A 13,302-nucleotide genomic window follows, 5' to 3' on the forward strand; every position below is an offset into this window, starting at 1 on the left:
CGCACGGTGTTTTGACCTGCCTCGAACACCCGGTAAGGTGCCCCAATGGACACCTCGCACATCGCCGCCGCCGCGCTGACGCACCTCGAACGGCTGATCGCGTTCGATACCACCTCGCGGGATTCGAACCTCGCGTTGATCGGTTATGTCGAGGATTTCCTGCGCGAACACGGTATCGCTTCGCACCGCGTTGCCAATGATGACGGGTGCAAGGCCAATCTCTACGCGACGATCGGCCCGGCGGTGGCGGGCGGAGTCGTGCTGTCGGGGCATACTGATGTCGTGCCGGTCGATGGGCAGGACTGGGCGAGCGATCCTTTCACGCTGACCCGGCGCGGCGACCGGCTGTACGGGCGCGGGACGTGCGACATGAAGGGCTTCATCGCGCTTGCGCTCGCGATCGTGCCGGAGGTGGCGCGCGGAAGCGTGGCACGGCCGCTGCACCTTGCGTTTTCCTATGACGAGGAGGTCGGCTGCCTCGGCGCGCCGTCGATGATCCGCGAACTGGTGCGCGATCTGCCGCCGCCGCTCGCGGTGATCGTCGGCGAGCCGACCAACATGGAGGTGGTGAGCGGGCACAAGGGCATCGCAAGCTGGGTCGTCACGGTGCGCGGGCACGAGGCGCATTCGAGCCTGACGCATCTCGGCGTGTCGGCCAACATGGTCGCGGTGAAGCTGATGCACGCGCTCACCGAGATCGCCGCCCAACTGGAGTGCAGCGCTGAGCCGCACTCGCCTTATCATCCGCCGCACGCCACGCTGACGATCGGGACGATCCACGGCGGCACTGCGGTCAACATCCTCGCGCGCGAGTGCGTGTTCGTGTTCGACCTGCGCACGCCGGCCGGCATCGATCCCAAGGCGATCATCGCGCCGTTTGAGGCGCTGTGCGCGGCCGAGGATGCGGCGATGCGCGCGCGCTTCGCAGATGCCGGCGTGGAGATCGTGCGGCGTTCGTTGACGCCGTCGTTCGCGCTTCAGCCGGATAGTCCTGCCGAGGCGCTCGCGCGGCGGCTGGCGGGCGACAATGGCGCGCCGCGGGTGGTCTCCTATGCGGCGGAGGCCGGGCAGTTTCAGGAGGCTGGCTTCTCGACGATCATTTGCGGCCCCGGCTCGATCGAGCAGGCGCATCAGCCAAACGAATATCTGGAGGTCGCGCAGTTTGAGCGGGGGGCAGCGTTTATGGCGCGGCTCGATGAAGCGTTACGATAAGGCCGGAGACGCGCGGTTCGGTTGGCGATCTAATTAGCTGACGGCGTAACGCTATCGTAACGAATCCCAGAATGGGACGCAATCCTCAAGCGCAGCCAACCTAGCTTGAGTACCTGCGCAGATATGCCGACGCGGCGGCTTGAACGCTTCGAAACACCGATATGCCGGCGATTCTGTAACGAGGACGGAGGCGGTGCGGAACAGAAAGTCCGTCCCGGCACAATGCTAAAATCCTGTAAATACAAGATTATTTCGCAGAGCGCCGGGCCGGGTCAGAAATTTACCAAGGACGGATGTTGTTGCCGTAGATCAGCGCGAGAATGAAACGCAGCATTGCTTTCTCCCTTATGTGCCCAGTTGGGCGACTTGATCCTTAACAAAAAATTAAGCATTTTACAATTTGGTTTGGCCGCCTTCCCACATGTTGGGAGCCGCGCTTAACGGTTCCTTCAAGGCTCGCCGGTATGTCTACGCACATGGCGCGAGCTCTTCAGATCCAGCATGTCTTCGGCGCTTCGACCGCTCCGCATGGCGGCTTGCTCTCCGAGCGCGGCGAGGCACGCGCAGTCGGCTTACCGATTCGGGACACCACCAACGGCGGCTATAGGCGCCCGCTCGCCGCTGGGTCCGACGCTCCGGTCGCGATACTGGCGTGGCAGGGGATCGTGCTCGCCGAGGTCGCCAACTTCGCGGGCTTGCGCCGCCACCTCGGCCGGCCCCGCGCGGATCGACTGGTGCTCGATCTCATCGATCGCGCATCTGATTGGGTGCCCGGCATTCGGTCTCTTGGAGCCGGTCGGACTGTCGCGGAGTTCGAACTCGGCGGTATCGACCTCGCCGCCATCGAAGCCACCGTCGAGGTACTACGCACCGCCTTCGACTCACCTTTCGACCTTGATGGCGAACTTCACCGCGTCGAGATCCTACTCGCCGCCGCCGCCGCGCCGGTCGGCAGCACCGAGGATGTCCGCCTCGTTGAGGAGGCCGAGGGCGCACTCGAACAGGCGCGTATCGAGCTTTGCACGGTCGTTCGCGATCTGTCGGACGGCACCCCCGCGTTTGACCGGCTCTCGTTGATCCGTGAATTGCCAGCGGCGATCGCCAATGGCGAGATGTTCCTGCAATATCAGCCCAAGGTCCACGTCCGCCGGCAGGCGATATCGAGTGCGGAAGCGTTGATCCGCTGGCAGCATCCGCGGCGAGGATTGATCCTGCCGGGCGACTTCATCACCATTGCGGAAGAAGCCCGTCAGATCAGCGCGCTGACGCTCTGGACGCTCGATCAGGTGATCGCCGATCAGAAGACACTGCGTGGCGATGGTCGAGACCTCACCATTTTCATCAACATTTCCGGGCAGTTGCTCGGCGATGCTGAGTTCGTTGCTGAAGCATGCCACAAAGTCGGCGCGGGCGGTGTGCGGATCGGCTTCGAGATCACCGAAACCGCGGTGATCCGCGATCCGCAGAGCGCCATCGCCAATCTGTGCAGGTTCGACGATGTCGGCATCACCATCGCGATCGACGATTACGGAGCGGGACTGTCCTCGCTCGCCTATCTCAAGCAACTGCCGGCGCGCGAACTGAAGATCGACAAGATGTTCATCCTGCAACTCACCAGCAGCAATCGTGATCCGCTGATAGTGCGGTCCACGATCGATCTCGCGCATGCGCTTGAGATGGAAGTTACCGCCGAAGGAGTCGAGACACAGGCCGCGCTTGCCTTGCTGTCGGTGATGGGCTGCGACATGGTGCAGGGGTATCTCATCAGCCGTCCCGTTTCGATCGAGGCGTTTCGCCAGTTCCTGCGCGACGACAATCTCCAGCTTGGCGGCGATCTCCGCCAGTCGATGTTCAAGCGCCCGGCGAGCTTCTGGCGGACCGGCTGAGCGCGTGATTTCGACACGCTGACGAATGCGCGTTTAGCGGCCTATTAACGGTGATCGGCTAAGATGGCATGATGGGCATCGCCAATCTCAACAGTCGTGCGACGCGCTTAATGTGCATGGTCATGCTGTGCTGTGGGTTGTTCCTGCACCCGCTTGTCGCGCAAGCAGCGAGCGTTGGAGATCAGTTTGATGCGCTGGTCGCGGATGCCAAGGCGGCGATGCTGGTCAATCCGGCGCAGGCGATCGACAAGGCCAAGGCCGCGCAACAGGTCGCCGACGTGCTGCCTGCGAGCCGCCGCGCGACGGGCGTCGCCACCGCGCAGTGGCTGCAAGGCGAGGCCTATTTGCGGCTCGGCGATGTCGTGCATGCGCGACCGCTGATCGATCAGGCGTTCGCCACCGCTGCGGCGGCCGGACCAGCGACCAAGTTGACGGGTGACATCCTGCTTTCGCGCGGTGGTCTGCACACCGCAACCGCGCAGGTCGCTGCGGCGCTTACCGATTACCAGCAAGCACACAATCTGTTTCGTGATCTCGGCGAAACGCGAAGTCGTGCGATTGCGCTGCTAAGCATCGCTTTACTTTATCAGGAAGCGGGAGACTATCAAACTGCTTTACGGTATTACGATCAGGCACGGGACATCTATAGTGCGGATCCGCAATTATTGCTGTCGATCTTCAACAATCGCGGCAATGCGCTCAAAGAACTCGGCCGCTACGATGCGGCGGAACAGCAGTTCCGGGAGGCATTCACGCTCGCCAAAACAATGCATAGTCCGGCATTCGAGGCGCGCGTACTCAGCAACGTCGCGCGCAGCCAGTTGCGCGCAGGACAACTCGACGCTGCCGATCGGACGATCTCGCAAGGTTTTGCCTATCGCAACGCGCCCGATGCCGCCGGCGAAATCGGCCAATTCTGGGCGCTTGCAGCGCGATCTGCGCTTCAGCGCGGCGATGCCGGCAAGGCGGCGGAATTGATCGTGCGCGGTTTCACGGGGGTCGATCTTTTGGACCGCGAAGCGCACGAGACCGCCTACCAAGCGTTCAAACGCATCGGCGACGAGAAGCAAGCGCTCGTCCATCTCGAAGCGTTGAAGAACCTCGACGACCAGACCTCCAAGCTTGCCGCGTCAACCAACACCGCACTTGCCGCGGCGCGGTTCGATTTCGCGAACCAGGAATTGCGCATCGCCAAGCTGCGCAACGAAGACCTGGCGCGCAAGAACGCGTTCGAGCGCAGCCGCGCCGAGACGCAGCGGATGACCTTCGTTGGCGCGGGGATTGTCACGGTCATCATCGTCGTGCTGCTGGCGACCAGCCTGATCGTGATCCGTCGCAGTCGTAACGAGGTACGCGCCGCCAACGTCGATCTCGCCGGGAGCAACGTCGCGCTCGCCAAGGCGCTCGCCGCGAAGACGGAATTCCTCGCGACCACCAGCCATGAAATCCGCACCCCGCTCAACGGCATCCTTGGCATGACTCAGGTGATGCTGGCCGATGCGACGCTCGATGGCGCGTTGCGCGACCGGATCGGCATCGTCCACTCAGCGGGCGTCACGATGCGCGCGCTCGTCGATGATATTCTCGACGTGGCGAAGATGGAGACCGGGAATCTCTCGGTCGAACAGATACCGTTCGATCTCAAGGAGATGCTGCGCGATGTGTGTCGGTTGTGGCAGGAGCAGGCGCGCGACAAGGGGTTGCGGTTTGCGCTGGACCTCGACGACGCGCCGCGTGGCATAGAGGGCGACGCGGCGCGGCTGCGTCAGATCGCTTTCAACCTGCTGTCCAATGCGATCAAGTTCACGGATGCGGGCACGATCCGGCTCGCGGTCACGACCACCGCCGAAGGTTCGGGCGAGCGGATGCGGATTGCGGTGAGCGACCACGGTATCGGCATCCCGGGCGACAAATTGGGTCTGATCTTCGAGTCCTTCCGCCAGGTCGATGCCGGCACGACGCGCCGGTTCGGTGGCACCGGACTCGGCCTCTCGATCTGCCGAAATCTGGCACGCGCGATGGGCGGGGACGTCTTTGTCGAGAGCGTGGAGGGGCAGGGTTCGACCTTCACGATCGACCTGCCGCTGATCCGTGTCGCGGCGGCCGACCATGTCGTTGAGACAGGATCGAACGGCTTGCTGATCGTCGATCGCAACCCGATCACGCGCGCAATGCTACGCGCCGTGCTGGCCCCGCATGCGGGTAGCGTGTCGTTCGCGGCCAGTGCGCCGGAAGCGGTCGCGCGTCTTGCCGAAGGGGGCGTCGCCCAAGTGTTGATTGACGACGCGACGATCAAGGCGGCCGACGATATCGCCGGCGCGTTGGATGCAATTGGACAGGCCGCTGTCCTGGCAGGAGCGTATACGACTTTGCTATGGTCCGCGCCCGATCCACAGGCCTATGTACGAGGCGATACGGCGAGGATCGATCAGTTGGTGGCCAAACCGATCGCGGGCGCACGATTGACCGAACTGATATACAGCCAAAACGAGCGTATTGAGCCCGAAAGCGGGCTTGTAACGCACGCGGTATGATCGGTAGTGAGGCCGCTATGAAGTGTGCACGGTCCTTTTCGTATCCTATTGCCGGCCCCCGACCATGAGGATTCTGTTCATCGAAGACGATCCGATGAATCGGCGGGTCGTCAACGACATGCTCGACGTCGCCGGCGCCACGATGGTTGGCGCGGAATCGGCCGAGATCGGCCTGGCGCTGATCGACGAGACCGACTTCAACATCGTCCTGCTCGATCTGCGCATGCCCGGCATGGATGGGCTGACCGCGCTCAAGCATATCCGTGCCCGAAAGGACGCGAAGGCCGACGTACCTGTCATCGTGCTGACCGCCGACACCGCGATCGACTTGCGCGAACGCTGCCTCGCCGCTGGCGCCGACGAGGTGCTGTTCAAGCCGGTCGCGATGGACTCGCTGTTCGATGCGGTCGGTCGAATGCTCGCCAAGGGTACGGGCGACGGCATGATCGGCTGAGTGCCAGGGTTGCGCCCCGGCAGATGGCGAGCCGAGCTCAACCATCCGCCAGCGCTACCCATAGACTTATGCTTCGTCGGTTTTAGTCTCGCCCAGACCGACCGCTTCCTCGACCTTGGCTATGGCGTCCTCGATCACCTTGGGCTTGCGCAGCGCGAACACTGCCGCGCCGGCTGCAGCCACGGCAGCGACTGCGCCGCCGGCGATCGCGGCGGTGGACCAGCCGGATTTCGCATCGGCTTTCTTGGGCGTCGTCGTTTTCGGCTTGGTGAGTGCCTTGGCGCGGGCAGGCTTGGATGCGGTTTTCTTCGTCGGCGCGGATTTGGTCGACGCGGACTTGGCAGACGGGGCCTTGGGCGCTGCCGTCTTGGCCGTTGCCGGCTTGCGCGCGGTCGTCTTGGTCGTGCTGGCTGGCTTGGTGGTCTCGTCGGCCATCGTTTTGTCCTGTAATCGTTGAGCGACCGTAACGCACGGATGGCCGCGAGTTTCCCTCGTCTTAGCGGAACGGCGGCTCGTTGAAAGCGCGCAGCTTGCGCGAGTGCAGTTTCGCCCCTTCGCGGCGCAGTTCCTCGCACGCTTCGATGCCGATCTTGAGATGCTCGGCGATCGCACGCTCGTAGAAGCGGTTGGCCTGGCCGGGCAATTTCAACTCGCCGTGGAGCGGCTTGTCGGACACGCATAGCAGCGTCCCGTACGGCACGCGGAAGCGATAGCCCTGCGCCGCTATCGTCGCGCTTTCCATGTCGATGCCAACCGCGCGGCTGAGCGAGAAGCGCAGTGCCGACTTCGAATAGCGCAATTCCCAGTTGCGGTCGTCAGTCGTAACGATCGTGCCCGTGCGAAGCCGGCGCTTGAGTTCCTCACCCGATTGGCCCGAGATCGTCTCGGCGGCGCGCGCCATCGCGAGTTGCACTTCGGCGATCGCAGGCACCGGAATTTCGGGCGGCAGCACATCGTCGAGGACATGGTCGTCGCGCAGATAGGCGTGGGCGAGCACATAGTCGCCGATCCGCTGGCTCGGCCGCAAACCGCCGCAATGGCCGATCATCAGCCACGCCTCCGGGCGCAGCACGGCGAGATGGTCGCAGATCGTCTTGGCGTTGGCAGGGCCGACGCCGATGTTGACCAAAGTTATGCCGGTGCCGTCCGCCGCCATCAGGTGATAGGCGGGCATCTGGTGCCGCCGCCACGCGCTGGTATCGGCCATGAACGCTTCGACATCGTCGCCGGCGCGCAGCGTCACCCCGCCGGCGCCGGAAACCGCGATGAAGCGTGAGCCCTCGCCAAGCTGTCCGAACGCCCAGCGAATGAATTCATCGACATAGCGGTGGTAGTTGGTGAACAACACGAAGCGCTGGACATGCTCGGGCGGCGTGCCCGTATAGTGCCGCAACCGTGCCAGCGAAAAATCGGTGCGCAGGCCGTCGAACAGCGCGAGCGGGCGGATGCCATCGGGGATGGCGTAGAGTCCGTCAGCGATCTCATCACCAATATGCGCGAGTTCGGTCGCCGGGAAGTAGCGGGCCAGCTCGACTGCGGAGACGGTATCGAGCCGCAACGCGTAGCCCGCGTCGAGCACATAGGGGAAGGGAATCTCCTGCCGCCCCGGCACCGCCTCGACCGAGACGTCGTAATCCTCGATCAACAACGTAAGCTGTTCGGTCAGATAGTCCGCGAACATCGCCGGCTTGGTGACGCTGATCCGGTATTCGCCGGCCGAAACCAGCCGCCCGAACGAACGTGGCGGCACCGTGGTTGCGCCGCCGTCATAGCGGACGTGGATTTCGGGATAGGCGAAGCTGCCGTCGCGGCGGCTCGCCGGATCGGGCAATGCGCCGGTATCGAGGTATGCGTTCAGGGCCGCCTGGAGCCGCGCGACCGAAGCGGCATAAAGCCGCTCCAGTTCGGCGACGATTTTCACGGCTGGGGTGGATGCTGTCGTCATCCACCGGGGCTAGAACAGCGCCGTTACGCTGGCAAGACAGCGCAAGCGACGCCGCTCTCGCGGGAGTTCAGGCTTTCGCCTTTCCCTTGGTGCCCTTGGCCGGTGTCTCGTCTTCTTCGAGCAGCTTCGACACGCCATAGGCCGCGCCTGCGACGGTAGCGGCAACGCCGGCACCGATCGCGGCGGCAGCGACCGGATGCTCCTTAACGGCCTCGATCGTCGTCTCGACCGCCTGGCCGATCGCGTCCTTGGCCTGGCCGAGCAGCGACGCCGTTGTGTCGGCGACGGTCTTGGCGGCTTCCTGCGCGGTGGCGCTCGCCTGGTCGATGATCGATTCGGTCGTGGGCGTATCGGTGTTACCCGTAGCTTCGGTCTTGGTGGTGTCGGTCATGGAACAACCCTCCTTGAGTCGCGCGATCAACGGATCGGGCGCGCGGGCGTTCCATGACCGCAATGACCGATCAGATTTCGTCGAGCAGATATTCTGCGGCGGACACCTTGAACTCGCCCGGTGCCTCGACGTTGAGTTGCTCGACCACGCCGTCGTTGACGAGCATCGAGAAACGCTGGCCACGCGTGCCCATGCCGAACTTCGACGCGTCCATCGTCAAGCCGAGTGCGGTGACGAAGTCGGCGCTGCCGTCGGCGAGCATGGTGATGGCGTCGGCGCTGGCATCCTTGCTCCACGCCTTCATCACGAAGGCGTCGTTGACGGCGGTGCAGGCGATTTCATCGACGCCCTTCGCCTTCAATGCACCGGCCTTGTCGACATAGCCGGGCAGATGGCGCGCCGAGCAGGTCGGCGTGAACGCACCGGGCACCGAGAACAGCGCGACCTTGCGGCCGGCGAAATAGTCGTCGGAACTGATCTGGTCCGGCCCATCGGCGGTAACCTTGGTGAGCGTGATGCTGGGGATGCGGTCGCCGATGGTGATCGTCATGGGAATCTCCTTGGAAGGGTCGTCGCGCCCTAAGTCGCCGCTCCCCGGTGCCATTTCAAGCGTGACGCCCGCGTCGGCGCGACTATGATCGCAAGGATGCAGACGGAAGTTTACCTGACCGGACAGATGCTGCTCGCGCTGCCGGGTATTGGCGACCCGCGCTTCGAGCGCGCGGCCATCGCGATGTGCGCGCATGACGAGCATGGCGCGCTCGGTGTCGGCACTGGCGCGGTGATCGCCGATCTCGGGCTGCACGCGCTGCTGGCGCAGTTCGAGATTACGCCGGGCGATGTGCCCGACGCGCCGGTGCATTTCGGCGGTCCGGTCGAGCCGCAACGTGGCTTCGTGCTGCACACGTCCGATTGGAGCGGGCAGGATACGATCGACGTCGCCGGCCGCTGGTCGCTGTCGGGCACGATCGACGTGTTGCGTGCGATCGCCGAGGGTAAGGGGCCAAGCCGCTGGCTGGTCGCGCTCGGCTATGCTGGCTGGGGCGCTGGGCAGTTGGAAGGCGAACTCACCCGCCACGGCTGGTTGAACGCGCCCGCCGATGCCGACCTGCTGTTCGACAATCCGGCCCAAGCGCGGTGGGAGAGTGGTTTCAAGCGGATCGGCATCGATCCGCGCTTGCTCGGCAGCGAGACCGGGCGGGCTTGAGGGCGGGTGATCAGACGCGCACCAATGCGTCGATCGCGCCTTGCAGGATGTAGCTGGCGGCGAGCTTGTCGACTCGCTCGGCGCGTTTGGCGCGGCTGATATCCTCCGCGATCATCTGCCGCTCGACCGCCTGGGTCGACCACCGTTCGTCCCACAGCAGGATCGGCAGTTCGAGATCGGCGAGGTTGCGCGCGAAGGCGCGGGTGCTCTGCGAGCGCGGGCTTTCGCTGCCGTCGAGGTTGATCGGCAGGCCGATGACGAGGCCGGTGACGCGCTGTTCGGCGATCATGGCGACCAGCGCCACCTTGTCGGCGGTGAACTTGGTGCGCCGGATCAGCAACGCGGGCGAGGCGAACGACCACTCCGAGTCGCACAAAGCGGTGCCGATCGTCTTGGTGCCGACATCGAGACCGAGCAAGCGACCGCCGGTGGAGAGCGCCTCGCGGAAGGTGGCGGGGTCGGTGGTGATCATCTGCGCTTCTCGTTCGTGCCGAGCGACGTCGAGGCACCGTGCGCCACTGTCCCTCGACGTCGCTCGGGACGAACCGGGTAGAATACGGAAATCATGGTTTTACCTCAAACGCTGCCAGCCGCCGCGCGGCATCGGCGCGGACGTTCGCCCAGAACAGGCTGTAATCGTAGACGTGGTAGTTGTTGCCCGGCAACACGAACCCACCCATCGCGGGCGGCGCGCCGATCATCAGCAGACCGCGACCGGCACAGCGCGCGCCGACCAGACCCGTGGCGATGTCGGCGGTGCTGAGATCGCTCGACGGCAGGAGTGTGCCGAGATTGGCGGTGGCCGGCGCGGTCGCATCGGGGGTGCCGGTCAGTGGATTGGTGCAGATCATCGCGCTGCCCTTGCGGGGTGCGCCGGTGAAGCCGGTGGAGGCATCGAACGTGTCGAGGATCAGCGACGGATCGGCCGGTTCGGCGAAGCTCTGCCACGACAGGATGCAGCCGGCCTGATCGGCACGGGTGCATTCGGGCAGTCCCATCTTCGGCAGATCGGCGATCCGCGACACCGGCCAGCCGACGACATAGGCCGCGACGATCCGCTTCGCGAGCGGCGTGCCGGCGATCTTCTCGCGCAGCAGCCGCGTCAGATGCAGCGCCCCCTGGCTGTGGCCGGCGAGGATGATCGGTCGGTCGCCGGCTTGCCGCACGAAAGCGTCGAACGCGGCGGCGACATCGCGATAGGCGAAATCGAGCGCTTTCTGCGCGTCGGCCTGAGATGTCAGGAATGCCCCGAACGCCGCCTGCCGGTAGCGTGGCGCCCAGACCGCGCCGATGGCGTTGAACGCGCTTGCCTGGCCCCTGAGGAAGATCGCCGCGCGCGTGTTCGCCTCGGCATCGTCGAGTGGCGCGTTCCAATGGGTACGGACCAGATACGAGGTCGGGTGGATGAAGAACACCGCCGCTTGCGGCCGCGCGCCGGGTTTGTAGCCGGCGGGCGTCCACAGCGCCGGGTTTCCCGGCTTGTCGGGCCGCGCGAGCCACATCTTCGCATCGTCGTAGGATGCCGGCGGCGGCAGCGCATCGACGCCGCCGCCCGGCACCATCGTCATACGCATGAACAGCGTCGGGAAGGCGTTGAGGGCGAAACCGCCGGCGACCGTCAGCATGATGAGGACGGCGAACGCATACAGAAACTTTCGTGCCATAGCGTGCTGTTCCATCACGGCGGGCGGGAGTCGAGGGGTTGGCGCAAGGATGCGCGTTGCGCAATCGCCCGCGTAGAGGTTGATGGGTTCCGCTGGCGATGCTAGCCGCACGGCCATGTCAGTCGATATCGCCACCGTGAAGAAGATCGCGAGCCTTGCCCGCATTGCGATCACCGAAGAAGACGCCGCCCGGCTCGCGCCGGAGCTGGACAATATCATGGGCTGGATCGAGCAACTCGGCGAGGTCGACACCGCCGATGTCGCGCCGATGACCGCCGTGATCCCCAACCATCTGCGCCTGCGCGATGACGTCGTCACCGACGGCGACGTGCGTGACGCGGTGCTGGCGAACGCGCCGCAGGCGGAGCATGGGTTCTTCACCGTGCCCAAGGTGATCGAGTGATGGCTTACGTCGCCCCGGCGCAGGCCGGGGCCGCTGCGTATATCGCGAGCGGCTCGCCAAATTACACAACGGCCCCGGCCTGCGCCGGGGCGACGGGATTTTTCGCATGACCGACCTCACCGATCTCGGCGTAGCCGCCATCCGCGACGGCGTGCGCGCGGGCAGTTTCTCCGCGCGCGACGTGGCCGAGGCGTTTGTCGCCAAGGTCAGCGCCGCCAAGGCACTCAACGCCTTCCTCGTCGAGACGCCAGACCACGCCTTCGCCGCTGCCAACGCGGCCGATGCCGCGAAAGCGGCGGGCGAGACGCTCAAGCCGCTCGCCGGTGTGCCGATCGGCATGAAGGATCTGTTCTGCACCAAGGGCGTGCCCGCCACCGCCGCCAGCCTGATTCTCGAAGGCTTCACGCCGACCTATGAATCGACCGTCTCCGGCAAGCTGTTCGCGGCGGGCGCGGGGATGCTCGGCAAGCTCAACATGGACCAGTTCGCAATGGGCTCGTCGAACGAGACGAGCGCGTTCGGCAACGTGATCTCGCCGTGGAAGCGCAACGATGGCGGAAATGCCGCGCTGACGCCGGGCGGCTCGTCTGGTGGCTCGGCTGCGGCGATCGCGGCGCGGCTGTGCCCGGGCGCGACCGGCACCGATACCGGCGGTTCGATCCGCCAACCCGCCGCCTTCACCGGCATCGCCGGCATCAAGCCGACCTATGGCCGCTGCTCGCGCTGGGGCGTGGTGGCGTTCGCCTCGTCGCTCGATCAGGCCGGGCCGATGGCGCGTGACGTGCGCGACTGCGCGATCCTGCTCGAAGCGATGACCGGGTTCGACGCCAAGGACGCGACTTCGCTCGATCTGGCCGTGCCGGCGTGGGAAGCGGGTTTATCGGCCGATCTTCGCGGCAAGACGATCGGCATTCCGAAGGAATACCGCGTCGAGGGCATGCCGCCCGAGATCGATGCGCTGTGGCAGCAGGGCATCGCCTGGATGAAGGATGCCGGCGCCGAGGTGATCGAGGTATCGCTACCGCATACCAAATACGCGCTGCCGGCCTATTACATCATCGCGCCCGCCGAAGCGTCGTCCAACCTCGCCCGCTACGACGGCGTGCGCTACGGCCTGCGCGACCTGCCCGAAGGCGCGAACCTGCAGGACATGTATGCGGCGACCCGCGCTGCGGGCTTCGGCGACGAGGTCAAGCGCCGCATCATGATCGGCACCTATGTGCTGTCGGCCGGCTTTTACGACGCCTATTTCACCCAGGCGTCGAAGGTCCGCACGCTCATCGCGCGCGATTTCGAACATGCCTTCGAAAAGTGCGATTACCTGCTGACCCCGACCGCGCCGTCGGCCGCGTTCGCGCTCGGCGAGAAACAGGCCGATCCGATCGCGATGTACCTCAACGACGTGTTCACCGTGCCGGCTTCGCTGGCCGGCCTGCCAGCAATGAGCGTGCCGGGCGGGCTCGACGCGCAGGGCCTGCCGCTCGGCCTGCAGATCATCGGCCGCCCGCTCGACGAACAGGGCGTGCTGAACGCGGGACTCGCGATCGAACAGCGCGCTGGCTTCGTGGCGCGGCCGGAGGCGTGGTGGTAATCGTGCGATGAAAGT

The 13,302-nt window shown here is 65.1% G+C and carries 13 protein-coding genes; 7 read left to right on the forward strand and 6 right to left on the reverse strand.

Features of this window, described 5'->3' with window-relative positions:
- Positions 1-45: 45 nt before the first annotated feature.
- From argE to EWE75_RS01760, 4 genes are all read left to right on the forward strand, one after another.
- A complete protein-coding gene (gene argE, locus EWE75_RS01745; protein ID WP_130154980.1) occupies positions 46-1,212 on the forward strand; it encodes an acetylornithine deacetylase in 1,167 nt (388 codons plus the stop codon).
- Positions 1,213-1,688: 476 nt separating this feature from the next.
- Positions 1,689-3,098 carry an EAL domain-containing protein gene (locus EWE75_RS01750; RefSeq protein WP_130154981.1) on the forward strand — a complete coding sequence of 470 codons (1,410 nt, stop codon included), beginning with the start codon at positions 1,689-1,691 and terminating at the stop codon, positions 3,096-3,098.
- Positions 3,099-3,169: 71 nt separating this feature from the next.
- On the forward strand, positions 3,170-5,632 hold the full coding sequence (locus EWE75_RS01755; RefSeq protein ID WP_231708152.1) for an ATP-binding response regulator: 2,463 nt from the start codon (positions 3,170-3,172) through the stop codon (positions 5,630-5,632).
- Between the two features lie 64 nt (positions 5,633-5,696).
- Entirely contained in the window at positions 5,697-6,086 is a 390-nt protein-coding gene (locus EWE75_RS01760) for a response regulator (protein WP_130154982.1), read from the forward strand.
- Between the two features lie 66 nt (positions 6,087-6,152).
- On the opposite strand, the gene EWE75_RS01765 is transcribed toward EWE75_RS01760, so the two are convergent.
- The 4 genes from EWE75_RS01765 to EWE75_RS01780 form a co-directional block, all read right to left on the reverse strand.
- A complete protein-coding gene (locus EWE75_RS01765; protein ID WP_130154983.1) occupies positions 6,153-6,521 on the reverse strand; it encodes a hypothetical protein in 369 nt (122 codons plus the stop codon).
- Between the two features lie 61 nt (positions 6,522-6,582).
- Positions 6,583-8,031 (reverse strand): AMP nucleosidase, encoded by a 1,449-nt coding sequence (locus tag EWE75_RS01770; RefSeq protein ID WP_130154984.1) that lies wholly within the window; start codon positions 8,029-8,031, stop codon positions 6,583-6,585.
- A 67-nt stretch (positions 8,032-8,098) separates the two neighbouring features.
- On the reverse strand, positions 8,099-8,422 hold the full coding sequence (locus tag EWE75_RS01775) for a hypothetical protein (protein WP_130154985.1): 324 nt from the start codon (positions 8,420-8,422) through the stop codon (positions 8,099-8,101).
- 70 nt (positions 8,423-8,492) lie between these two features.
- Positions 8,493-8,972 carry a peroxiredoxin gene (locus EWE75_RS01780; RefSeq protein WP_130154986.1) on the reverse strand — a complete coding sequence of 160 codons (480 nt, stop codon included), beginning with the start codon at positions 8,970-8,972 and terminating at the stop codon, positions 8,493-8,495.
- 96 nt (positions 8,973-9,068) lie between these two features.
- Here EWE75_RS01780 and EWE75_RS01785 point away from each other — a divergent pair, with 96 nt between their 5' ends.
- A complete protein-coding gene (locus EWE75_RS01785; RefSeq protein WP_130154987.1) occupies positions 9,069-9,629 on the forward strand; it encodes a YqgE/AlgH family protein in 561 nt (186 codons plus the stop codon).
- A gap of 10 nt (positions 9,630-9,639) precedes the next feature.
- Here EWE75_RS01785 and ruvX read toward each other — a convergent pair whose 3' ends face one another.
- Both ruvX and EWE75_RS01795 read right to left on the reverse strand, forming a co-directional pair.
- Positions 9,640-10,101 carry a Holliday junction resolvase RuvX gene (ruvX, locus tag EWE75_RS01790; protein WP_130154988.1) on the reverse strand — a complete coding sequence of 154 codons (462 nt, stop codon included), beginning with the start codon at positions 10,099-10,101 and terminating at the stop codon, positions 9,640-9,642.
- 91 nt (positions 10,102-10,192) lie between these two features.
- Positions 10,193-11,293, reverse strand: a complete 1,101-nt coding sequence (locus tag EWE75_RS01795) for a DUF3089 domain-containing protein (protein ID WP_130154989.1) — start codon at positions 11,291-11,293, stop codon at positions 10,193-10,195.
- A 115-nt stretch (positions 11,294-11,408) separates the two neighbouring features.
- Here EWE75_RS01795 and gatC point away from each other — a divergent pair, with 115 nt between their 5' ends.
- Both gatC and gatA read left to right on the forward strand, forming a co-directional pair.
- Positions 11,409-11,696, forward strand: coding sequence for an Asp-tRNA(Asn)/Glu-tRNA(Gln) amidotransferase subunit GatC (gatC, locus tag EWE75_RS01800; RefSeq protein WP_130154990.1), 288 nt, complete (start codon positions 11,409-11,411; stop codon positions 11,694-11,696).
- Positions 11,697-11,802: 106 nt separating this feature from the next.
- Entirely contained in the window at positions 11,803-13,287 is a 1,485-nt protein-coding gene (gene gatA / locus EWE75_RS01805) for an Asp-tRNA(Asn)/Glu-tRNA(Gln) amidotransferase subunit GatA (RefSeq protein ID WP_130154991.1), read from the forward strand.
- The last annotated feature ends 15 nt before the right edge of the window (positions 13,288-13,302 follow it).

Origin of the sequence: Sphingomonas populi, from assembly GCF_004208535.1 — a bacterium.
In the GTDB taxonomy this organism is placed as follows: Bacteria; Pseudomonadota; Alphaproteobacteria; order Sphingomonadales; family Sphingomonadaceae; genus Sphingomonas; species Sphingomonas populi.